Genomic DNA, 24,419 nt, shown 5'->3' on the forward strand with positions numbered 1-24,419 from the left:
ATATAATGGCTATAATTGAATTCAGATACTAAGGAGGTATACCCATGAACATCATAGAACTGGATCTTGCTCAGAATCAGCAGGAAATCTCCAGACTGCTAGAGGAACACAGCCGCCGCATGGACAGCAGCATTCCGCCTTATCAGCGTGAGGTACTCTCCCTCGCCGCTTACGAGAACGGCATCTTCGTTGGCGGCATTACCGGGGAACTGGTCTGGAATATCCTGAACGTGCACTTGCTGGCCGTTGACCCCGGATACAGGGGGCATGGACTCGGGAAGGCTCTGCTGGAAGAGCTTGAAGCCAGAGCAGCGGGGCGCGGCTGTAAGGTTAGTGAATTAACCACCATGAGCTGGCAGGCACCGCATTTTTATCAGAAGCAGGGGTATGAGATCTTCGGTGAAATCAAGGATTGTCCGCATGAAGGCCAGACGAAATATTATCTCCAGAAACGACTGAAGACCGGGTCCCCCTCTTAAGGAGGTCCCGGCGCTTCGTGCCATCCCGTTCAAGCCACACTGAAAATAACATGTTTCCCGGCGGCCAGCGCCTTCCCGTAGAAGTCCAGCAGCCCTCCAAATTCACCCTTCACTCCCTCTCTCAGCTCCTCCGCTACACCACCCGTCTTCAATTGATCCAAGTCCACCTGCTGCATCGCCGCAATAATGTCCTCCAGTTCATCCTGCTCCGTGCAGGCGAAGAACCCGTCCTCCTCTTCCAGCTCAAACACATGGACGCCGACAACAGCTTCACTTAACGGGTCGCCTTCGATAGGTTCACTGGCCGAGACTCCGGTTAGCGCAAGATGCAGCTCCTCCCACAGCTTGTCGATATCGTAGTATTCACTCCCGCCTTCAATCAGCTTCTCCAGCGTATCCATCAGCTCCGGCCCGTCCATCTCCATCATGTGCTCCAACGTATCCTCATCCACCATGACATATTGACCCAGCATCCCCATCTGTCATTCCTCCCTCAATAAAATACAGCTGTCCACGCTCCACTCTCCTTACAGAATAGGCGACAGCAGCCGGGAAATCCCCTCTTTCAGCTTGATCATCAGTGAGCGCTGCGCATAACGTTTGGCGGTCAGCTCCGAGCACAGTCTGACATCATTCAGGAAAATGTCCTGGAGCTGCTCGGCAATCGCCCGGTCATACACAATGGCATTGACCTCGAAGTTCAACCGGAAGCTGCGCGAATCGATGTTCATCGTCCCGACAGAGGCAACCTCCCCGTCTGCGACAATCGTTTTGGCGTGCAGGAAGCCGTTCTCGTAGAGCAGGATTTTGGCCCCGTAGTTCAGCAGATCTCCGGCATACGCCCAGGTGGCCCAGTACACGAACGGATGGTCAGGCTTGCTCGGGATCATGATCTGCAGATCGACTCCGGAGAGCAGGGCGATTTTGCAGGCATCCATGAAGCTTGTGTCCGGTATGAAGTAAGGGGTCTGAATATACACGCTCTCCTTGGCTGACAAAATCAGCTTAATATACATGTTCTTAAGATGCTCCGTCGCCGAATTGGGGCCGCTGGTAATGATCTGGACGGGGCTTGTCCCTGTGTGCTGCTCCATGTTGAAGACGAATTCCCCGTAATCCCCGCGCTCATGACTCCCGGCCTGATGCCAGTCGAGGATGAATCTGCCCTGGATATGGCTGACTGCGTTTCCGGTGATCCGGAGATGAGTGTCCCGCCAGTAGCCGAACTTCGGAACCTGCCCGAGATATTCATCCCCCACATTGAAGCCGCCGATATAGGCGATGCTTCCGTCAATAATACACAGCTTGCGGTGATTTCTGTTGTTGATCCGGAAGTTCAGCGGCTTCAGCAGGGACGGGAAGAACACTTCTACCTCCCCTCCTGCTGCACGCAGCTCCCTGAAAAAATGCCGTGAAATCCGCTTCGAGCCGACTTCATCATATAACAGCCGCACCTTCACGCCTTCACGCGCCTTCAGGATCAGCTCGTCCCTCAGCTTCGTGCCGAGCTGGTCCGGCTGAATGATGTAATACTGAATGTTGATCTCTGCGCGGGCGGAGCGGATATCCTCGAACAACGCGGCGAACTTCTGGTGGCCGTCACTGTAAATGACAATCTCATTATCGCTGGATAACAGGCCGTGCGACGAGCGGATATTCATGTTGATGAGCTGGGCATAGTTCTGCATCAGCTGCGACCTGTCATCCACCCCTTCCGCAAAGGCCGCCAGTTGCTTGTCCGCTTCGGCCTGGACATATTCCTGCTCTTCGATGAAGAGCTTGTAGAAATTCTTCTTTTTGAGATTGCGCCCGAAAAAGATATACAAGACAAATCCCAGAATCGGGATGAAAAACAGCACCATCAGCCAAGCCCAGGTATACCCCGCCTCCCTGCGCTCAATGAACAGAAAGCCCAGTGCCAGAACGATGTTAATGAGGGTAACGACTGTGGTTAGACTTGCAAACTCCATGCTCTTACCCCTTTCCTCTCTGTCTCTCTCTGCTGCCTAAAAATCCTCCAGCACCTTGGACCTGTCGCCATGAATCCTGTCCAGGTGCTCCTCTCCCCAGTAGCATAACAGGTCCAGCGCGGGCTTCAGCCCCCAGCCGTAGGCCGTCAGCTCATACTCCACTCTGGGTGGAATCTCCTGGTAGATGGTCCGCGAGATAATCTCATCGCTCTCCAGGCCTCTTAACTGGGCGGTCAGCACCTTCTGGGTTAAGCCGGGAATGAGCCGCAGCAGCTCGGAGGTGCGCTTCTGTCCGGTCATAAGATGGTAGATAATTAACGGCTTCCACTTGCCGCCCATCACTTCCAGCGCCGCCTCAACGCCTACTTTGTACTTTTTGGGAACGCTATCGCCATTCTGTTCAGTCATTGCTTCTGCCTCCATTATGTAGGGTACCTCAAAGTTCCTATGGAACATACACCTTCCTATAGAACAGCAAAGTGCGTACTTCCAGATTATTTTATTCCTGTTTATAATAGCATCAGCCACGGAACATGGCTACAAACCTGCTGTTAAGAAAGGTAGTGAAGATACAAGCATGAGCGTATTAATCGTCGTATCGCACCCAAGACAAGATTCCCTGACCTTCCAGGTCGCCCGCCGTTTCGCAGAGGGACTTACCGCAGCCGGACACGGCTATGAGATATTGGATTTGCATGGAATTGGCTTTGACCCTGTTCTGCAGGGGAGGGAGGAACTCAATATGACCGCAGGTGAACAGGAACAGCCCTATTCTCCTGAATTAGAGCGGGAAATGGAGCGGTTGCGGCAGCATGACGGCCTGGCATTTGTTTTTCCGCTGTGGTGGTGGCATCTATCGGCCATGCTGAAGGGGTATATCGACCGGGTGCTGAACAACAGGGTTGCCTACGGCACAAGTAACCTGCATGGTTATCGTGCCCTGTGGCTGGCTCTGGCAGGCGTATCGGAGGAGCAGATGAAGAAACGTAATTATGATGAGGCCACCACACGTCTGCTGAACGTGGGAATTGCCGATTACTGCGGAATCACAGACTCCAAGGTCGAATTCTTTTACGAGACCCTGGATTCGCCGCCCGCGCATTATGAAGCACTGCTTGAACAGGCCTATCAGGCGGGATTACATTATGGCAAGGGGGAGAACTGACACATCACAGGAATGAGGGAAATCACAGCATCACATCAAATTCACTAACATAAACTGCGTTGCCAGTCACTTCTATAGTGTTGCCGTTATCTGACACGGACACCTGCACTCTACCGTCCCTGCCGATCTCAAGGCCCTGCTCAATCAGCAGCTCGAAGGAGGAGGCTTGTCCTTGTCCGCCGATGTACCTGGAATAATAAGCCCCCATCACCCCGGAGGCGGTGCCAGTAACCGGGTCCTCAACCGTCCCTGAGAAGGGGGAGGAGAAATGGCGGGCGTGCATATGTGCCTCAGGATCATACGTCTCCAGGCAGAACGGGTGAATGGACGAGCGGGGCATCTCCTTCAGCACCTCAGGGAACCGCTTGTTGTCCGGCTGCATTCGGGTGAAGGCGTCAAGGCTTGTGATCGGGACCAGTAAGGTCCACGTTCCGGTGCTGCCGTACAACACGGGGAGCGTCCCGTCTATATCACAGGGTTCGAGGCTGATCAAGCGGGCCAGGTCTTCAAGTGATCCGTTGAAGGGTTGGAACTGCGGGCTGGCCTGCCTCATCGTCATATAAAATCCGCCGTGGTCTTCTGTGAAGCGGATGGGCAAGATTCCTGCCTTGGTCTCAATGGTCAGCTCTCTGGCGTCTCCAAGCAGCCCCTTTGTCTTCATGGCATACAATAACGCCATGGTCCCGTGGCCGCAGAGATTAATCTCATGCCCTGGGGTAAAATAGCGGATTCTGAGATCCGCCAGGTTGGATTTTAACGGAAACGCCGTCTCATTGAAACCCACCTTCGCTGTGACCTCCTGCATTTGCTGCTCCGTGAGACCCTCGCCGTCCAGGACAACCCCTGCCGGGTTCCCCTTGTTCGGAATGCTGCTGAACGCATCGTAATGATAGACTTTGATGTTCTGCACACCTGCACCGCCTGTCTTTTTTGAGTAATATGATAGCATAAATGTATATAAAGTGAATTTAAGATATTTAGGCATTATGATATGTTCGGTTTTCCGCATACATTCGGTCCTTGGACGCTGCGTGTGCCCAATGTAGTCGGTTTTTCGATTACATTTGCACCACGCGCCTCCACCACGCCCAATGTGGTCGGTTTTTCGATTACATTTGGACCAAGCGCCCCCGCCACGCCCAATGTGGTCGGTTTTTCGATTACATTTGGACCAAGCGCCTACGCCCCTGCCCATTGTGTTCGGTTTTCCGCATACATTCGGCCCGCGCATCCCGTCCCTGCCCATTGTGATCGGTTTTTCGCTTACATTTTTCCCACGAACCCCGCGCTAGCTCATTGTGTTCGGTTTTTCGCATTCACACACAAAAACAGCAACGGATCTCCTAAAGACTAAATAGGACGATATCCGTTGCTGCAATCATAGAAAGCTATTCGATTTGTCTACTCAGCCGCATCTTGCTTCCCCAACCAAGCCAGCTCCGCCATCGCCCGCAGCGGGCCGCGGAGGCCTGCCGCCACTTCCGCTTCGGTCTGCGCCTCCGGCTTGTCACTCCAGATGGAGAAGGTGGTGCCGATGAGCTCACGCGGATACACTCCAGTATACTCCTGCTTAGCTTCCCCGGTACGGGCCGGGAACAGGCCGGGATGCCAGGAGGCGCGGATTTTCTCGCCTGTCGGATACGTATAGCCCGCATGTTCACCCAGCACGTAATACAAGTAGCCATCGTTGTAGTTGATCACCTGATGACCCTTGGAGAGAATGTCTTCCACCGGGGCCATCATCGGGTGCCACTTGGTCCAATACGTGATTTGAATGGACGGCTTGGGCGCGACCCGCTGGGTCTGATCCGCACGGTACAGGCCGTCATTCCAGGCGCGGACCGTCCAGCCTTTCGACTCCAGATGCTCAGCGACCTCATTAAGGTAATCAATATACGTGTCCACGCCCGTTCCGCCGCTGATGTTCAGCACATTCCGGGCATACTCGGCGAGCTGCGGATACTTATCGAATTCCGCGAAGTTGATGAATTCATCCCCGCCAATATGAAAATAGCGGCTGCCCGCAAACAACTCGGCGTATTCGTCAATCAACTCCAGCACGAACTGGCGGGCAGCTGGATTCGTAATATCCAGCGCCCCCGGAGCCGGGGCTCCGGCTGCATCCTTAAGCAACCACTCGGGATGAGTGCGGAGCGCCTGTCCCAGATGCCCCGGTGAATCCAGTGAAGGGATAATGTCGATATGATACCGCCGGGCGGCATGGATAATGGCTGCCATCTCCTGTTTGGTTAGAGCTTGCTCCGACACTACCTCGGGATGGCTCTCACTCATCAAGCGGAAGCCTTCGTTCTCCGAGAAATGAAGCTGCAGCGTATTGAGCCGGAGCTGAGACATCTCTCTGATTCTGTCCAAGATCCAATCTTCGGTATAGAATTTACGGCCGATGTCGATATGCAGCGCCCGTTCCGCCACTGCAGGAGAATCGCTCATGGTTCCGCAAGGCACGAAGCCGTCTGCCGCCAGCCTCTGCAGCAGCATCCGCAGTCCATACATCACCGCCCGTTCACTTGACGCGGTAATCTTCGCATAACGTCCGATGTCAATGACGTAAGCTTCCTGGCTGTCCAAGTGGCCCGCTGCTTCATGCTCCATGAGCTCAATGACGATATCTCCTGAAGCGGCTGACTCACACTGTCCATAGAGAACAGCCATAAGCTGATCCGCCGGCGTCAGACTGCCAATGAATTCCGTGAGAACAATGAAGAGGGTGTCATTCAGAACCCTGTTATCCTCTGATCTGGCATTGTCTGCAATCCGAACCCTGGACTCTGCAGACAGACGCCATGGCTCCCCGGATGCCGCCGATATATGCTGCTGCACAACTGTGAGCGGGCCGTTATTCGAGGAGTACTTATCTAATGGTTTATCCATATTATCCCACCTCTTCCCCTTCGCCTGGATCAGCGCAGCCGGATGCCAACCGTTGTAATCTCATGCCCGCCAAGCGGAAGCTTAAGCGAGGCGTTTCCTTCAGGCTGAAGCTCCTCACCTTCTGCTTCCAGTATATTCGAAGTATAGAAGGCAGCGGCCGGCAGCGCGGATTCCAGCTCCAGCTCACAAGGTTCAGCGGTCAGGTTGAACCAGCGGAGCAGCACATCGCCGCGCTCTTTGTTCAGCTTCATAGAGGAGAACGCAGCAGTCCCGCCACTCCAGTGGACAGCCGAATATACGGCGGGAATTGACCCTGCATGAACCTCTGCCTGCGCACAGGTCCACGGAATCTGGAACTGGTAGGCAGCAGCAGCGGCACCGGAGGTTACGGCATCCCCGCTATGCGGCAGGAGCAGCAGATCTGCTGTTTGTTCTCCCAGGCACTGGGCTTCAGGCGTAGGGAACCAGCCCCAGTCACCCATCTCACCGACACTGCGGAGCAGCGTCACGGCGATCGTATTGCGGCCATCCCGCAGAATCTCGTATTCATGTAATCCGAGGTTAGCGACCGTCAGGCCTACGTTCTCCCCGGCAACATCCACGAAGCACTGCTGATGCTGCGCATTGCTAGGATTCTGCCATTCCGGCGCCGGCTCGTTCGGACGCTCCGCCAGCTCGAACATCGAATCTACGCGGTGTGAGACTGCGGCCAGATCCGCAGGGAAAAGCATCCGCAGACGGTGGTCCTTAGCCGCATTATCGATGAAGCTCTTCACTTCCAGCCCTTTGCCGTTGCGTTCCAGTCTTAAGACGGTCCGCAGCTTCAAGGTTACCGTGGCGGCAGCGCGCTGCGCCAGCCGCTCCGGGTAATAGACCAGCGCCCGCTGCTCTTCTTCCAGCAGGGCATCGGCCGAAGCCGGAATCTCCCATTCACGGGCGATTTCGATGGAAGCCCGGTATGGCGTATCTTCAATAACAGCGATATCTGCGTTAAGGCCGAGAGTCGTCAGCGGTACTTCGCCCGCAGGCTGTCTGTACATATATTCGTTCCCGATGTCACCTGTGTTCTCATAGACACCAAGGTCACGGTAGATCTTGCCGCTCGGCTTATGCTCCAGTGTGAAGGAGCCGTCAGCCATAACCTCTACCCGCAGCGTATCGTTCTCCAGCACGCGCGCGCCGTGAACCAGCGAAGCCGGAACGGAAGCCATAGCTTCCAGGTTCGCCGCCGGAGCGCTTCCGGCAACATCAGCGGCGTTCGCTCCAAGAGGGCGAACCCAGGCATAGGTGCGTAGCCCTAAGGCAGGCACAGCCGCCGCCTCGAAGGTCAGCCGCACCTTGCGGCAGCTATAAGGCTGGCGGAATCGGTCATCTGGCAGATCATAGCCGAAGGACAAGCCGAGATCCTCAACCGTACAAGGAATCGGCTGGCCTTGTTCATCGACCAGGACCCGTCCGTCCAGCTCAACAGCCTTCATCCGCCGGGCATTCTCATCCAGCGGCAGACCGTCACGCAGATACTGGCGGGCTGCATCCAGCTCCACGGTCACGGTACCGGTGCGGCTCCAGCCGCTGGTATTCGTTACAATGAGCGGAAGTGCCTCTTCGCCGTAAGCGGCGAAGCCGGAGGTGTCCACCGCTGCGGTGATGGCCTGCATACTGCCTTCCACAATACCTTCGGCCGTGTGATAGCTTTTGTCGAAGCGGGTAACCATCTCGCGGTGCACCTCATCCACGCTGCAGCCGCAGATGGAATCATGCGGATGGTTCTGTAGCAGCGTCTTCCACGCATAATCCAGCAGATGATGCGGATACTCCCCGCCGTGCAGTCCCGCGATAACGGCCAACGGCTCGGCCACCTTCTCCAGCATGGCCTGGCCGCGTTGGTTGAGCTGCTTCAGATATACCCGGGCGGAAGCGGTATTGACCAGCGTGCCCCAGCCGTCCGTGCGCTGGCTCCGCAGCTCGCCCTTCACCGTGGACAGGCTGCGTCCAGCCAGCGAAGCTTCCACAGCCCGGATGTAGTCCGGGAAGTTGGAATGAACGAAGTTGACCTCCGGGTGCAGCTTCTCCGCCATGCGGATGGCCTCCGGCAGGTCGGTCTGCAGCGGCTGGTGATCACAGCCGTTCATGAACAGCAGCTGATCGGTCGCCGCATACTGCCGGGCATCGCCCAGCTTGCGCTCCCAGAAGCGGCGTGCTTCCTCTTCATCCACGGGAACCTCATTCCCGTTGGAATACCAGTTGGCGAACAGGATGCCCAGCACCTGCGAGCCGTCCGGCCCTTCCCAGACCAGCTCCGAGAACGAGGATTCATAGCCGTCATCGGAGACCATATTGTTGAAGCCCGTAGGCTTCACTCCGCGCCCGAAGAAGGCGTTAGTGATGCCAGCCTGCTGCATAAGCTGCGGAATCTGTCCGGTCAGGCCGAAGGTGTCCGGGAAATAACCGATTTTGGACACTTCCCCATAGACTGCCGCGTCCTGATGTCCTAGCTGTAAGTTACGTACATTGGCTTCCGGGCTGGTGAGATAAGCATCCTGCAGAATGTACCAAGGTCCGATAAATATCCGGCCCTCACGGATCTGCCGTACCAGCCGCTCCCGGTTCTCCGGGCGGACCTGGAGATAATCCTCGATGATAATTGTCTGGCCGTCGAAGAAAAAGCTGCGGAAGTCCGGGTTCTGCTCCAGCGTGTCCAGCAAAGTGTCCACCAGCTCAATCAGCCGGATGTGATGGCGTTCATAAGGCAAATACCATTCCCGGTCCCAGTGCGTATGCGAGATAATATGTGCCGTCTGTTGTTTGGTCATAACCTGTTACCCCTCAATCTCCAGCGGATATTCATCCATATAGCTGATCAGCTCATCCACAGTCGTGAACGCCAGTCCTGTTACGGTATCCGCACAGCCGTAATAGATGGCAATCCGCCCGGTAGCCGCATCAGTCAATGCCGCGCAAGGGAATGTTACATTTGGCACATCGCCTACACACTCATACAGCTCTTCCGGGCCGAGAATGTAGTTGCGCGAACGGGCCTTCACCTTCCAAGGCTGATCCAGATCCAGCAGCGCGACACCCATGCGGTATACGAATCCGTTACAGGTGTTGATAACGCCGTGATAGATCAGCAGCCAGCCCTTGTCAGTTTCAATCGGAATCGGACCGGGGCCAATCTTCTTGGACTGCCATGCCGAAGCATCACCATCCACCGTACCCATCACATAGCGGTGCTTGCCCCAGAAGGTAAGGTCAGGACTCTCACTGTAAAAAATATCGCCAAACGGCGTATGCCCGGTATCACTCGGACGGCTGAGCATGGCATAATTGCCGCCGATTTTACGCGGGAGCAGCACTCCGTTGCGGTTATACGGCAGGAAGGCATTTTCCAGCTGGTGGAAGGTTTTGAAATCGAATGTGTACGCTAGTCCAATCGTTGGGCCGTGATAGCCATTGCACCAGGATACATAATATCGGTCGTCAATCTTGCAGACGCGTGGATCATAGCGGTACTCGCGCTTGATGATCTCTTCATCGCCCTCGAATACGATAGGCTCATGATTGATGTTCCAGTTCACGCCGTCTTCACTAAATCCCGCAAAGATATCCATGCTGACCGACCGCGAATCACAGCGGAACACCCCTGCAAAGCCGCCCTCAAAAGGAATGACCGCCGAGTTAAACACACTGTTCGAGTTCGGAATGGCGTTGCGCGGAATGATCGGGTTAGCGGAATATCTCCATACCGGGGAATTCGTGCCTTCAGGCTTCTCCTGCCAAGGAATGTTCGGTAGTGCTTCTCCAATAATTGTACTCATGATCAGGTCTCCTTTATCTGTGAAAAAGTATGTTTGTCTTAGAGAATATCTTCCTTCAGCGCCCGCAAAATAAGCTGCGAGAACAAGCTGTTCGACCAGGCGAACCACTTGCGGGTGAACACGGACGGATCGTCGGCGTGGAAGCCTTCATGCATATAGCCGGTATCGGCATCGGTCGCTTCCAGCATAGCAATCACCGCCAGCCGCTCTTCCTTGCTGTCTGCCGTGATGCCTTGCATCGACAGCGCCATATGCCAGATGTAGCCCGCAGGGGTATGAGGACTGCCGATTCCCTTGGCGGCCTTGCCCTCGAAGTAGAACGGATTCTCGCTGCTCAGCGCGAACCGTCTCGTATTCTGGTAGACCGGATCGTCATTGTTCAAATAACCCAGGTACGGAATGGACATCAGACCCGGCGTTCCGGCGTCATCCATCAGGCTGTAATTGCCATACCCGTCTGTCTCGTAGGCGTAGATCGGTCCGAATTCAGGATGGCGGTAGGTGCCGTACAGCTTGATGCCGTGATCGACCTCCTGCTCCAGTTCCTTCAGCTCAGCCAGGAAATTCAGGTCCCGGAAGACCCACTCGGCAAAATCCTGCATCTGCCGCAGCGCCACCACGGCGAACATGTTCCCCGGAATGTTGTAATGGAAGTCGCAGGCGTCATCACTGGAGCGGAAGCCGGACCAGATCATGCCGGTGTAATTCACAGGCATTCCCAGGCCGCCGTTACGGATGGAATCCTCCATAATCCCGTTATTCCGCGTGAAGCGGTACGGGGACTCTTCGGCATGATGCTGCTCGCGCTTGAACAGGTCGGTGATGACGCGGAGCATTTTTTTGAAATCAGAGGTGAAGAAATCGGTCTGCTTCGTCTCTTCCCAGTAAGCATGGGCCAGCCGGATCACGAAGCACAGCGAGTCGATCTCGAATTTGCGCTCCCACACCCAAGGCGACATCTCCGTTACATCGGCGGCATTCCAGTGCCAGTCATTGGCCGATTCATTGAACGCGTTGGCGTAAGGATCGATCAGCACGTACTCCGTATGGCGCTTGATCAGCCCGCCGATAATCCGCTGCAGGTCAGCATCTTCCGCGGCAAAAGGCACATAATGAATGACCTGCTCCACCGAATCGCGCAGCCAGCAGGCGGGGATGTCCCCCGTAATGACAAAGGTGGTTCCGTCATCAAGCAGCTTGGTAGTGGTCTCCAGTGTATTCGGGAAGCAGTTGCGGAACAGGCGCTGCAGCTTAGGCCGGTGGGCCAGCTTCGCTTCGGCGTCGGCCAGCACGGCCTGAATGGATGACGGCAGCGTAAGCTCCGGCATCTCGATGCGGGGAAGTCTGAATTGTTCCAAGGTAGTAGTCTCCTTCTCGCTTAATCTATAGTAGGATGAATAATCTTAATCGTCTTAATCTCGAACGGATGGAAGGCCAGCGTCAGCATGCCGTCTTCATCCGGCAGCAGCTCGGTCTCTTCCTCCAGCGCATTGGACAGATAGATAGCCGAGTGCGGCAGCGGCCAGCTGATCCGCACGGTCTCGCGTCCACCGGCTGATTCATACAGCCGGAGGATGCTGCCGCTTCCGTCTTCCGCCAGCTTGACGGTATCCAGCACTACCTGCTTCCCTTCGTAGGAAAGGAAAGAACCAGTGGACGGATGTTGGCCTTTACTTGCCTCACAGGCTACAGCATACGAAGCATGGTTCAGCTCAGCGGCTTTGCGCTGGGTATGCGCCGAACGCCAGTCTCCGGTATGCGGGTAGAGCGAATAGGTGAATTCATGCTCTCCCTGATCGGCCGAATGATCCGGCCAGCGCGGTGCGCGCAGCAGAGACAGACGGATGGTGCTGCCCTGCGTGTCGTAACCGTATTTGCAGTCGTTCAGCAGGCTGACGCCATAGTCATGCTCCGACACATCAGCATACCGGTGCCCGCAGACCTCATACTGCGCCTGCTCCCAGCTCGTGTTGCGGTGCGTGGTCCGCTCCAGTGCGCCGAACGGAATCTCATAAGTAGCCTTGCTGGTCACTACATCAATCGGGAAGCCAACCTTCAGCAGCTTGTGGGCTTCGTGCCACTGGACCTTTGTCTTGAAGTCGATCCGCTTGTCGGTGTGGTACAGGATCAGCTCCTGGTGTATTTCCGATTGGCCTAGACTCCAGCGGAAGCTCAGCACATCGCAGACCGGACCTGCGGACATGAGCCGCTTCTCCAGCAGAACTGCTGCTCCGGCAGGCTGCTCCTCATAACGGCTGTCGATATCCCAGGCATCCCATAGAATCGGACGGTCATGGAAGAAATGCAGCCGGTTCAGCGCTTCGCCGGACTTCACAATCTCACGCCCGGCTTCCTTGTCGTACAGGCTGATAATCTCGCCCAGCTCATTGAACTGGAGCCGGTAGTAGCCGGTCTCCCAGCGATCATCGAACGTAGCGGAGTCCGCCGCAGAAATTGAGTTATTGCCTGCATCCGATGCGTCCGCACCCTGCTGCTCCTCTTCCCGCAGCCATACGGTTGCATACCCGAATGCCGGAACCTCCGGCACCCGCACACGCAGCACCATTTGCTTTCCTTCTGTAGTCATCTCTGCCGGAAGCTGTGTTCCGTTCCCGTCATATATAGCCGGAGCGGTTAGCGCTGCTCCAGGAGCAAAAGCAAGCTCGGCCACCATATCCCGGGTCCAGCCCAAGCCGTTAAGGATGACATAAGGCTGTCCCTCTCCACGGGTATCAATATCCGATACGGCTGCCTCCATGACGGACTTCAGGCTGCCCTCCCCAAGGGCGAAGATGTTCTTGTATTCCTTATCCGAAGTCTCATAGACCTCGGGAATCGACGAGCCGGGGATTATATCATGGAACTGGTTCAGAAGAATCAGCTTCCAGCCTTCATGCAGGGCCTCGCCTACCTCTTCCCGCCGCTGCGGGGTCAGCTGGTGTCCAGTCAGAGTCTGCCATAGCTCCGCTTCCCGGTACAAAATTTCAGCCTTGCGGTTATTGCGCTTGTTCCGTGCATGGGTCGTATAGGTTCCCCGGTGCAGCTCCAGATAGAGATCGCCCTGCCAGACCGGCAGCTCCGGTGCTGCCTGCTCGATGCCGGCGAAGAAATCTGCCGCCGTGCTGTAGCCGGAGGCAGGCTGACCGACCATCAGCTCCGAGCGCGACAGGTATTCAAGCATCTCCCGCGTCACGCCGCCGCCGCCGTCTCCGTGTCCGTAGAGCAGCATCTGTTCGCTGTGAACGGCTTTTTCACGATAGGACTGCCAGTGCTCGTGGATATCCTTCGGCAGCGTATTCTCATTCACGCCATGGTTCATATAAGATAATAGCGCTGTCCCGTCGATGCCGACCCAGTGGAACAGATCATACGGGAACAGGTTGGTGTCATTCCAGCCGAGCTTCGTGGTCATGAAGTAACGGACCTTGCCGTGCTTCAGGATCTGCGGCAGGGAAGCGCAATAGCCGAAGGTGTCCGGCAGCCATTCAATCTCGGATTGCTGTCCGAACTCCTCCTGGTAGAAGCGCTGCCCGTACAGCATCTGCCGCATCAGGGATTCCCCGCTCGGAATATTCAGATCCGGCTCGACCCACATGCCGCCGACCAGCTCCCAGCGGCCTTCCTGAATCCGCGCCTTCACCTTCGCGTACAGCTCGGGATCATTGTCCTTCAGATAAGCGAATAGCTGCGGCTGGCTCTGGGCATAGCGGTATTCCGGGTACTCCTCCATCAGGGCATGTACCGTAGAGAAGGTCCGGCTGGTCTTCCGCACCGTCTCCCGGGTAGGCCATAACCAGGCGATGTCGATATGCGACTGCCCGATCATATGAATGAAGCCTTCGCTGTTGCCGCCGATGGCCTTTACTTTTGCCGCCAACTCCTGCTCAATCGCCTGTATTCCACTGCTGTCCACCGCGCCTGCCGGTCCCAAATTCACATAAGCATCCATCGCCTGATGCAGCGCCTCCAGCATGCGGACGCGCCGGAAGTCCTGCTCCGGCAACAGCAGCATTGAATCCCGGATGACGGTCACGGTGTACATCAGCGACTGTACAGGCAGGTTCACTCTGACAAGCGCTGCGGTGATCGACCGGACTGGCGGCTGAATGACCGCCTGCTTATTGAGCGGATCATCCGGCTCAGGGATCGGATCATAGAGCTCAATCTCAATCTCAGGGTGTCTGCCGCCCGTCTCCGGGTTCAGCGTGGCATAGGTATGATTGCGGTCAATCCCCTGCTGCGAGGCTCCGTTCACACGCAGCAGCCCTTCGCCGCCGGAGTGGAAGATTAACCCGGTATCCGCATCGGTCCAATCCGCCGGGATATCCAGGGTCGTGCGGAAGTAATAGGTGGTGCCTTGCACGCTCGGAAACAATCCGAACGATTCACTGCCCGAATACGGCTGTGATTCGTCGTAGTGGCCAGGCTGCCGGTAGACGGTGGAGAAGACCTTCCAGTCATTAAGCACCCGGTATTCCAGCCACTGCGCTTGCGAACATTCCCGAATGAACCGGTTAATCCGTTCGATGTTTATCTGCTCCATCTTTAGTCCTCCATGACCGCAAGATCGGTATCCAGCGTATCATTCACATTCCTGCCGACACCGATGCGGAAGCTTCCCGGCTCGACCACCAGCTTATAGTCCGTCCCGATATAGCTCAGATGCTCTGCACTCAGCGTGAAGCTCACCTTCTGCTTCTCTCCCGGCTCCAGCACGATTTTGCGGAAGCCCTTGAGTTCCTTGGCCGGTCTAGTCACCTTACTGACCAGATCGGAAATATATAGCTGCACGACCTCCGCACCGCTGCGGGAGCCTGTATTCTCCACTTCCACTGTAACCTCAGCCGTTCCGTCTGCTGTGATCACCGCTGGCTCTACCTGTAGTCCGCTATAGCTGAATTCGGTGTAGCTGAGTCCGAAGCCGAACGGATAACGCGGCTGCGAATTCCCTTCCAGATAGCGTACTCCCCGGGAACGTTTGCCTAAGTAATATACTGGCAGTTGTCCTACATCCTCAGGGAGGGAGAGGGTCAGCCTGCCGGACGGATTGACATCCCCGAACAGAATGTCGGCAATGGCGTGGCCGCCTTCCTGCCCCGGATACCAGGCTTCCAGAATAGCATCCGCCTGCTCATCGATCCACGGCTCGGCAATGGGACGGCCGTTGATATACACGACGACTACCGGCTTACCGAGCGCCTTCAGTTCCTTCATCAGTTCCAGCTGAACGCCGGACAGATGAAGCGACATGCGGTCGATGCCTTCGCCGCAATCCATATCGCTAAGTGCATTTTCCGTCACCTTCGAGGCTCCGGTCCGCAGATCAATGCTGCCTTCGCCGAAGTCACGGGCACTCGACCCGCCCAGGGCCAGCACAATGATATCCGCTTCGGCTGCTACCTTACGCGCAAGCTCGAAGCCCTCGGTGGAGCTGTCTTTGATCCGGCAGCCCGGCGCATAACCTATCCGCTCCGGCTGCGAGGCAAGCTTGGCCCGTATCCCGGCCAACACTGTAACCACCCGGTCACGCGGCTGAGGGGAGGTGTAATCGCCAAGCTGATTGTAGCCAATATCCGCGTTCGGCCCGATAACCGCAACCGTCCCCTTGTCCTTAGACAGCGGAAGCACTCCGTTATTCTTCAGCAGCACAATTCCCTCTGCCGCCACGCTACGTGCCAGCTCCGCATGCTCTGCACTGCCGATTACCTGCTCTGCCACATCGGGATCGGCATAGGGCTGTTCAAACAGGCCCAGCCGGAACTTCAGCTCCAGCACACGCGCTGCCGCCTGATCTACCAGCTTCTCGTCGAGCCGCCCGGAGCGCAGTGCCTCCAGCAGATATCCGCCGAACATGACGCCAGACATCTCCATATCAATTCCGGCGGTGAGTGCCTGTACGGCTGCATCCTCCCCGCTGTCCGCTGTATCATGGCCCGAGGCCAGCATATCGATCGCGCCGCAATCAGTAATGACCATGCCCTGGAAGCCCCATTCGCCGCGCAGAATCTCTTCCAGCAGCTCCCGGTTCGTGGTACAAGGTACTCCGTCAATCTCGTTATAGGCCGGCATGATGGAGACCGCACCGGCTTCCACCGCTTTGCGGAATGGGTACATATCGACTTCGAGGAGCTCCCGCTTGCCAATATGTGCCGGACCGGCATTGCGGCCGCCCTCTGAGCTGCCATAGGCTACGAAGTGCTTGAGGGTCGCTCCCACACTGGACGCGCTGTCAAGCCGTTCGCCCTGTAGTCCTTCCACCGATGCTACGGCATATTCACCGATGAGATACGGATCTTCCCCGAAGCATTCCTCGGTCCGGCCCCAGCGCGGATCACGCACCACATCCAGCACAGGGGAATACGTCACGGCTCCGCCTTGAGCACGGGTCTCCCGCGCAACTGCCCGGGACATCTCCCGGTACAGGTCCACATTCCAGGTGCTGCCGATCAGCAGCGGAACCGGGAATACCGTGGCCCCAATGGCCATATGCCCATGCGAGCATTCCTCGCCAATCATGAGGGGAATGCCCAGCCTCGAGTGCTCCAGCGCATAACGCTGGATCGAATTCACAGCCTCCGCTCCGGCCCGCGCATCCAGCCCGCTCTCCAGTGTAACTCCTGTCCAGGGATCGGCCCGCAGGGTTCCGTATAATGCGCCGACACCGCCTTCGCGGATCTGGCGCTTGAATTCTTCAGTCAGTTCAATCGTTCCATCTGTATGATCATAGGTCTGCCACCCGAACAGCTGTACCAGCTGGCCGACCTTCTCTTCCGGCGTCATCAGCCCGAGCAGATGCTTCGTCCGCTCCTTGACGGGCTGTGTACGGTCTCTATATAACATCCTGGCTCCACCCTCTCCTGTAGGTATCATTCTATATAAAATTGCATTCAAAGCTTGGTCGTTACTGCGGTGAACATTTGGACTTCCGGCCGCTGTTGTCCCCAGATTTCCCCTTACTCTTTAACCGCCCCGACCGTAAGACCCTGAATGAAGTAACGCTGGAAGAACGGATACGCGAAGATAATCGGTCCGGTTGCTAATACCACCATCGCCATACGCGAGGTATCCTGCGGCATGTTGCGGAGGGCCTCCAGGCTGAGCGAGCTGTTCTGCGAGTTCTGCAGAATGAACTGCATACTGGTCTCAATCCGCATCAGCATCGACTGCAGCGGCACCAGATTCGGATTATCAATATAGAGCAGGGCATTGAACCAGTCATTCCAGTACCCCAGGGTACTGAACAGCCCGATTGTAGCGAGGCCCGGCAAGGACAGCGGCAGCACGATTCCCAGGAAGGTGCGGAACTCTCCGGCGCCGTCGATTTTGGCCGATTCGATCAGCGCATCCGGCACACTTGTAATATAGAAGGTACGCAGAATCATAATGTAAAAAGCATTCACCGCCAGCGGCAGCACCAGCGCCCAAATGCTGTCCTTCAGGCCCAGCATCTGTGTTACCACAATATAGGTCGGAACCAGCCCGCCGTTAAACAGCATGGTGAAGAAGGAAAAAAACGCGAAGAAATTGCGGTATTTGAAGCTTTTACGTGAAATGGCATAGGCATAAAGTGAAATAATAAGCAGGCTGACAATCGTACCAATGACCGTTACCGCAATGGTCACTCCGTAAGAACGGAGCAGCGTGTCCCCTGAGCTAAATACATATTTGTAGGCTTCCAGACTCCATTTGGCCGGGATTAACCGATAGCCGTCCCGCGCAAGCGCCCCTTCGTCCGTGAACGAGATGAGGACAACGAACAGGAACGGGAAGATACACAGGATGGCAAAGCCTCCGGCGATACAGTTGAAGATGGTATTGAGCACCGGCGACAGCCGATGGAAATCGCGCGATTTCACAGGATTAGCAGACATTTGGATGACCTCACTTTCCTTCATTTTCCCTAGAATAATGCACTGTCCTTATCGAATTTGCGCACGATGTAATTAGAGGTAAGAACCAGCACGAACCCGACCACTGATTGATATAAGCCCGCAGCTGTACTCATCCCGATCTCGCCGGTAGTCTTGAGTCCACGGTATACATACGTATCGATTACGTTGGTCACGCTGTAGAGCGTCCCCGAATCTCTCGGCACCTGATAGAACAGCCCGAAGTCGGCATAGAAAATCTTCCCGATCGCAAGCAGCGTCATAATGATAATGATCGGCTTCAGCATCGGCAGCGTGATACTGCGGATCTGCTGGAGCTTGCTGGCTCCGTCGATCATCGCGGCTTCGTACAGGGACTTGTCTATGCCCATAATGGCGGCAAGATAGACCACGCTGTTATAGCCGACGGCCTTCCAGAGGAATACGAATATAATAATGAACGGCCAGTATTTCGATTCCGAGTACCAGGAGATATTACTGCCGAACATAGCGTTAAGCAGGCCCCGCTCCGAGCTCAGGAAGCTGAACGCGAAGTATCCCACAACGACCCAGGACAGAAAGTACGGCAGGAACATGCCTGTCTGATAGAACTTGGCCAGTTTCTTATTGGCAATCTCGGACAGCACCACCGCCATCAGCACGGACAGAATCAGGCCCAGGATGATGAAGGCTATGTTATATAAAAGAGTATTGCGTGTGATCAGATAGGCATCATTGGTGCTGAACAGAAACTTGAAATTATCCCAGCCGACCCACTTGCTGTTGATGATGCTGGCCCAGAAGCCATCCCGGCTGAAGCGGTACTCCTTAAACGCAATAACCGTACCCACCATCGGCAGGTAAGAGAAGAATAAAAACCACAGCGTGCCCGGCAGAACCATAAACAGCAGCACTTTATTTCTCAATATATCCTTGGCGGACTTTCCTATTTTCCCCATACTTCTAGTTCCTCCTATGCCGGAAAATTCTTCCGTTAGTACAAAAAGATCGGGCCAAGTCTAATCACCCGCCCGATCCTTTAATAGAATGCTACTTATTATTCGCTGCTTTCCAGGCGTCGATCTGTGTTTGAGCTTCGGCAATAATTTTATCCAGACCGGCTGCTTTGAGTTTCTCGTTAGCCTTGGTCAGGTACTCTTCCGAATCTACAGATCCGGTCATCAGCGGTGCCCAGAATTCTTCCTTCACGTTCTGGACGGCGGCGATTTCATTCGTCACCTTGGACGTATCGAAGTTGAAGCCGAGCAGCGGTGCGTTGATACCGGCATCATTGAACTTCTTGAATTCTTCCCATTTGTTCTCAGGGTCGCCTTCATTCAGATAGTTGATCATGATGTTACCCAGGGAGAATGTAGGCATATCGTAGTTCTTCGCATCCGGGAGGTTCTTGATCATGTTGTCGCTGATCTTCTCGTAATGTACTCCTTCGATACCAGAGTCAATCATGTTGCGCAGCTTAGGATCAGTGTTAAGCAGGTTCAGGAATTCCATCGCTTTCTCAGGATACTTGGAGTTGGCCGAGATAGCCTGCATGGAGCCCATTACCGACCAGTTGTAGATATAAGGCTGGCTGGCTGGTGTGGACACGACCGGATACCCGTAGCTTACGGACCACAGATTGTCGGCCATCGGCTGGGTGGATGCACGGTCAGTGAACCATTTGCCGGCTTTGTACAAGTCATCTACCGACGAGGTAGTCGCTACTTCAGGGGAGATATAACCCGCCTGATAGAATTTGCGGACCGTCTTAAGCGCTTCCTTGAGCTCAGGTGTATCCAGGATGTTGACCACTTTGTAGTCCTTGGTGTCCATATAGACAGCCATCGGCATCTTCTCGATCACATAGTCAAAAGGCATGATCGGCATGAAGTCTTTGACCATCGCGTAAGGAGTGATTCCAGGCTCGTTTTCCTTGATGGTTTTGAGCAGCGGCTCCAGATCGGCCATTGTTTTCACGCTGGTCAGATCAAGCTTGTGTTTGTCGAGCAGCTCTTTGTTGAAGCGGAAGACTTCTTGCGCCGGAAGCTCTTTATTGGCCGGAATCGCATAGTTATGTCCGTCTACCTTGGAGCCTTCCAGGAAGGCCGGATCAATCGTATCCACAATGCCCTTGCCCTGATTCTTCAGCAGCTCATCGAGCTCCAGGAAGGCACCCTTACGTGCATTCTGCACATAATCGAAGGCCCAGGAAGAGGTGAACAGAATATCCATTGGCTCGCCCGAAGCTGCCATAACCTGCATTTTTTGCGTGTAGTCCCCGAAGTCGAGCATTTTGATATCGAGGGTTGCGTTGATTTTCTCAAGCGTGTATTTATTTACTTCTGTGAGCACCTTGTCCATATCTTTCTGCGGTGGCCCGATCGTGTACCAGATCAGTTCTACTGGCTTTTCGGTAGCCTCCGAGGCTTTGTTGCCGCCTGAAGCTGCTTCCCCGCCTGCATTGTTCTTACTGTTTCCCCCGCACGCCGTTAGCGCCAGTGAAACGGTTAAAAGCGTTGTCAACAACAAGGAGAAGTGTTTCTTTGTCTTACTCATTTGCCGTACCCCCTTTTAATTAGCCGTCCGGAAAGTTCAGGTCTGCCGGTCATTTCCGGCTGCTGGTTTCCTTGGGCTATACCTTAACTTTATAAGATGAAAGCAGTTTCAAATAGAAGAGAAACTATATATTTTCAGGTATGAAATAAAGAAAAATAACTCCGTACCTAACATATAATTTCTTTTCTTTTCAAAAAGAGCCGCCTTCAAAGGAGCCCCTTGAATTCCGTCGGCGAGATCCCGACATATTTCTTGAATTGCTTGTAGAAGTATCCCATTTCCCAGTATCCCACGCTTCTTGCGATTTCATGCACCTTCAGGTTCGTCGTGCGGAGCTGTTCCTTGGCCTTATCGATCCGGTAGCGGTTCATATATTCCGCAAAGGATTCGCCGGTCGTCTTATGAAACAGCTGTCCCAGATACACCGGATGAATGTTAAACATAAAGCCCAGCTTCTTCAGCGACAGATCCTCACTGTACGATTTCGCGATATAATTCAGCACCTGGTTCACCACTGGGCTCTTCAGCTCCCGGTCCAGCAGCTCGATGATGCCTGCCGAGGTCTGCCTGAGCGCAGCGGACAATGCGGGCAGCGAATTCGCCCGGCGGATCGCCGTCAAGCCCTCGGCAATACACTCCCGCTCCGTTTCACTGCGGATATCCTTAATCAGCACGCGGAAGAACAGAATCCATTCCAGCGAGATCTCCTCCAGCATTGCTGGTGTTAACCCGTCCATACTTGGGGCTGCAAAGTATAGCTCCAGCTGCTCCAACAGCCCCGCCACATTCTTGGACATAATGAGCTTGGCATAATCGCTCCAGTCCCCGGGCAGGACCGATTGCAGATCCTCCTTCCGGTCCCTCAGCTGCTCATAATAGATAATGCTGCGCTCCGGGTGAATCTCCAGGAACTCCTGTGCCTGCTTCGCCTGCTCGTAGCTGGAAGGAGCCGCGTCCACCCCGTATACAGGCGAGCCTACTGCTGCGCGCAGCTTCTCTCCGCCGGTGCACCAGCCGGTAATCTCCTCCAGCATGAACGCCATCTCCGCCGCACCGGCGGAGGCTTCTTCATAGTTATGTATCAGCACCAGATCATTGTCCGAATCCCAGAACATGAAGAACGAAGCCTCGGCTTCGGCCAGTTCGGATACCCTCTTCCTGAAGGTATCCGTTGCCGGTTCTACCTGTAGCAGGGCAACCTGCACATAACGGCTTGTGAGCGGCAGGCCGATCAGATTCAGCCGTTCGGAGCGCTCCTGCGGATCAATCTGCCCCCGCAGCCAGCGCAGCAGCACATTATCCTTCAGCACGGAATTCGTATATTCCCACCACTGCATATCCAGCCTGGAGACGTTGAGCTTCTCCACAATCGTCTCCAGCGTCTGCTGGAATTCCTCCAGATTAATCGGCTTCAGCAGATAGTTCTCGATCCCGAGCGACAGGCCTTCCTTCACATACATGAATTCATCGAAGCCGCTCAGCACCACCACCTTCAGATCCGGGCGGAATTCCCGGACGGCGCGGATCAGCTCAAGGCCGGTCATCACCGGCATGGAGATGTCGGTAATCAGAATATCGGCGGGAATCTCCCGCAGCTGCTCCAGCGCTTCCTGCCCGTTCTCCGCCTGCCCCGCAATCGTGAGGCCCAGCTCCTCCCAATCCAATATATCCTGCAGGCCGCTCAGAATGAACGGCTCATCATCCACAATAAATACCTTATACATCTGCGTTCTCCTCCTTCAGCGGGTATGGAAAAGTAATCGTAACCACTGTTCCGCTGCCCTCCTCACTCTCCAGCTCTACGCCGTAGGGCTTGCCGTACATCAGTCTCAGCCGCTCATGAATACTTCGCAGCCCGAACGACTCGGACCCGGACAATTCGCCGTGATCCTCCAGCACTTCGCGGAGCCGGGCCAGCCGCTTCTCCGCAATCCCCTTGCCGTTATCCGTAACCGTGACCCGGATATTCTCCGGCTCCGCTGTGATCCCAATATGGATCACATTATCAGTCTGCCCTGTCCGCATGCCGTGCAGAACATAGTTCTCGATGACCGGCTGCAGCGACATTTTGAGCACAGGAAGCTCTTCCAGCTCCGGGCTGCATTCGATGGTATAAGCGAACCTGTCCTTGTACCGGATACGGAATAATTCCAGATACAGGCGGCAGGCCTCCAGCTCATCCTTGAACGTATATTTCAGCTTCGGACGGACGTACGACTTGAACAGCATGGACAGGCTGTAGATCATTTCCCCCACATCCTTCGCTCCGCTCGAAATCGCCCGCATCCGAATAACCTCTAATGTATTATACAGAAAATGCGGATTCACCCTGGCCTCAAGCGTAGCGATCTCCGTATGCTTCTGTTTGATTTCCGCCTTATAGACCTGGTCGATATACTGGTTCAGTTCATCCAGCATGCTGTTGAAGCTTTTGGCAATCTGGCCTAATTCATCTTCCTTGCCGTCCACAATCCGGGTGTTCAGATCCCCGTTCTTGACTTTGCGGGTGAAGCGGATAATGCGGTGGGTCCGTTTGGCAAAATTAGAAATGAACATCGCCGGCAGCAGCACGGCAAACAGAATACAGACGAGTGCGATGGACACAATGGTGCTCCGCGCACTGCTATAGGTCTCGGCCAGCTCCTTTTTCGAGATCAGGCTGACCACCGTATACCCCGCCTGACTCTGCGTCTGACTCGTAACGACCATTCCTTCTATCGTAAAGTCCTCACCAGCGTTAATCCCTTGCAGCTTCGGCAGCTTCCGGCCGTACCCCTTACCCGAGGAATCGAAGATGACTTCATTCTGGGCCGAGAGCACGAGGAGATCGCCTTTGAAATCCTGTTTATAGTTATTCATGGCTTGCCAGATCGCCTCGGAGTCGAAGTAGACCAGCAGCTGGCCGATATTGAGCAGCGAGGACTTATTATTGATGGGTATTTTCACAGAGAACAGTGGAGCTGTCGGCATCCCTATACTTTTCAGCACCCAGATATTCGGAACAGAGACGACACTCTCCTCACCCAGCACCATCGAATCGGGGACAAAAGAATGCGCCGCATTGGTCGAGATCCGCTCGAACTGCCTGCGGTTGTCGTAATAATACATCACCTGCTGGTTGGCGCTGTACAGGATCAGGCCGCGGATGTCGGGATCATCGTCAATCTTGTTCTGGAAATACTGAATGGCGTTCGAGGCGGACTGTTCTCCCAGCAGATAACGGTCCAGCCGGTGCTCGATATAATCACTTAAGGGATTCTCCAGCAGGAAGGTCGTATTACTGGCCAGACTCGCGTCCCTGTACACATCACGGAGCATATCCTGAACGGATTGATATTTGTTCTCCACATAATTGCTGATGCTCTCCATACTCTTGCGCTGGATATCCATCTGGCGCTGCACTGCCGAATCCGAGATTAGCAGCAGCACCAGATAAGAGAAGGCGATAATGGTGGCTATGAAGATGCAGGACACGATCAGCGTGAAGCGCAGGAACATATTGTCTTTAAAATATTTGCGGTACAGCGAAAGGCTTCGCATCATTCACCTCCTTACATAGTTGATAGCCTTGCAGGCACGGCTGGCCGGGATACACAAGAAGCGCTCCCCCCTGCTAATTTTGCCAGAGGGTGAGCGCTTTGTGTATGTTGTGCAGGATGGGCGGTACCTAT

The 24,419-nt window shown here is 55.1% G+C and carries 17 protein-coding genes; 2 read left to right on the plus strand and 15 right to left on the minus strand.

Features of this window, described 5'->3' with window-relative positions; genetic code table 11:
- The first annotated feature begins 44 nt into the window (after positions 1-44).
- Positions 45-479, plus strand: a complete 435-nt coding sequence (locus NST43_RS21125) for a GNAT family N-acetyltransferase (protein WP_339219192.1) — start codon at positions 45-47, stop codon at positions 477-479.
- Between the two features lie 29 nt (positions 480-508).
- Here the strand turns inward: NST43_RS21125 and NST43_RS21130 are convergent, their stop codons facing one another.
- The 3 genes from NST43_RS21130 to NST43_RS21140 are packed head-to-tail and all read right to left on the minus strand — an operon-like array spanning position 509 to position 2,857.
- Positions 509-958, minus strand: coding sequence for a DUF1877 family protein (locus NST43_RS21130; protein ID WP_339219193.1), 450 nt, complete (start codon positions 956-958; stop codon positions 509-511).
- A gap of 48 nt (positions 959-1,006) precedes the next feature.
- Positions 1,007-2,449 (minus strand): cardiolipin synthase, encoded by a 1,443-nt coding sequence (cls, locus tag NST43_RS21135; protein WP_339219195.1) that lies wholly within the window; start codon positions 2,447-2,449, stop codon positions 1,007-1,009.
- 36 nt (positions 2,450-2,485) lie between these two features.
- Positions 2,486-2,857, minus strand: a complete 372-nt coding sequence (locus NST43_RS21140) for a helix-turn-helix domain-containing protein (RefSeq protein WP_209984855.1) — start codon at positions 2,855-2,857, stop codon at positions 2,486-2,488.
- A 169-nt stretch (positions 2,858-3,026) separates the two neighbouring features.
- Between NST43_RS21140 and NST43_RS21145 the strand changes: the two genes are divergently transcribed.
- Complete coding sequence (locus NST43_RS21145) at positions 3,027-3,614, plus strand: NAD(P)H oxidoreductase (RefSeq protein ID WP_339219197.1); 588 nt, start codon at positions 3,027-3,029, stop codon at positions 3,612-3,614.
- 22 nt (positions 3,615-3,636) lie between these two features.
- Here the strand turns inward: NST43_RS21145 and NST43_RS21150 are convergent, their stop codons facing one another.
- The 12 genes from NST43_RS21150 to NST43_RS21205 form a co-directional block, all read right to left on the minus strand.
- Positions 3,637-4,524, minus strand: coding sequence for a PhzF family phenazine biosynthesis protein (locus tag NST43_RS21150; RefSeq protein ID WP_339219199.1), 888 nt, complete (start codon positions 4,522-4,524; stop codon positions 3,637-3,639).
- Between the two features lie 491 nt (positions 4,525-5,015).
- The gene (locus NST43_RS21155; protein WP_339219200.1) at positions 5,016-6,506 is read right to left on the minus strand and encodes a glycoside hydrolase family 20 protein; all 1,491 of its coding nucleotides are present in this window, start codon (positions 6,504-6,506) and stop codon (positions 5,016-5,018) included.
- Between the two features lie 29 nt (positions 6,507-6,535).
- Complete coding sequence (locus NST43_RS21160; RefSeq protein WP_339219201.1) at positions 6,536-9,319, minus strand: alpha-mannosidase; 2,784 nt, start codon at positions 9,317-9,319, stop codon at positions 6,536-6,538.
- Positions 9,320-9,325: 6 nt separating this feature from the next.
- Entirely contained in the window at positions 9,326-10,324 is a 999-nt protein-coding gene (locus tag NST43_RS21165) for a glycoside hydrolase family 130 protein (protein ID WP_339219202.1), read from the minus strand.
- 38 nt (positions 10,325-10,362) lie between these two features.
- On the minus strand, positions 10,363-11,682 hold the full coding sequence (locus NST43_RS21170) for a glycoside hydrolase family 125 protein (protein WP_339219204.1): 1,320 nt from the start codon (positions 11,680-11,682) through the stop codon (positions 10,363-10,365).
- Positions 11,683-11,702: 20 nt separating this feature from the next.
- Positions 11,703-14,852, minus strand: a complete 3,150-nt coding sequence (locus NST43_RS21175) for an alpha-mannosidase (protein WP_339225490.1) — start codon at positions 14,850-14,852, stop codon at positions 11,703-11,705.
- Between the two features lie 17 nt (positions 14,853-14,869).
- Positions 14,870-17,164 carry a glycoside hydrolase family 3 N-terminal domain-containing protein gene (locus NST43_RS21180; protein WP_339219206.1) on the minus strand — a complete coding sequence of 765 codons (2,295 nt, stop codon included), beginning with the start codon at positions 17,162-17,164 and terminating at the stop codon, positions 14,870-14,872.
- 113 nt (positions 17,165-17,277) lie between these two features.
- Positions 17,278-18,195, minus strand: coding sequence for a carbohydrate ABC transporter permease (locus NST43_RS21185; RefSeq protein WP_339219208.1), 918 nt, complete (start codon positions 18,193-18,195; stop codon positions 17,278-17,280).
- 29 nt (positions 18,196-18,224) lie between these two features.
- A complete protein-coding gene (locus tag NST43_RS21190) occupies positions 18,225-19,151 on the minus strand; it encodes an ABC transporter permease subunit (protein WP_209984881.1) in 927 nt (308 codons plus the stop codon).
- Between the two features lie 91 nt (positions 19,152-19,242).
- On the minus strand, positions 19,243-20,748 hold the full coding sequence (locus NST43_RS21195) for an extracellular solute-binding protein (protein ID WP_209984885.1): 1,506 nt from the start codon (positions 20,746-20,748) through the stop codon (positions 19,243-19,245).
- 206 nt (positions 20,749-20,954) lie between these two features.
- The gene (locus NST43_RS21200; RefSeq protein WP_339219210.1) at positions 20,955-22,472 is read right to left on the minus strand and encodes a response regulator transcription factor; all 1,518 of its coding nucleotides are present in this window, start codon (positions 22,470-22,472) and stop codon (positions 20,955-20,957) included.
- Positions 22,465-24,291, minus strand: coding sequence for a sensor histidine kinase (locus NST43_RS21205; RefSeq protein WP_339219211.1), 1,827 nt, complete (start codon positions 24,289-24,291; stop codon positions 22,465-22,467). Before NST43_RS21205 ends, NST43_RS21200 begins: the two co-directional genes overlap by 8 nt.
- Positions 24,292-24,419 lie beyond the last annotated feature (128 nt).

The sequence above is a fragment of the Paenibacillus sp. FSL H8-0332 genome (assembly GCF_037963835.1).
Lineage (GTDB): Bacteria > Bacillota > Bacilli > Paenibacillales > Paenibacillaceae > Paenibacillus_AQ > Paenibacillus_AQ rhizoplanae.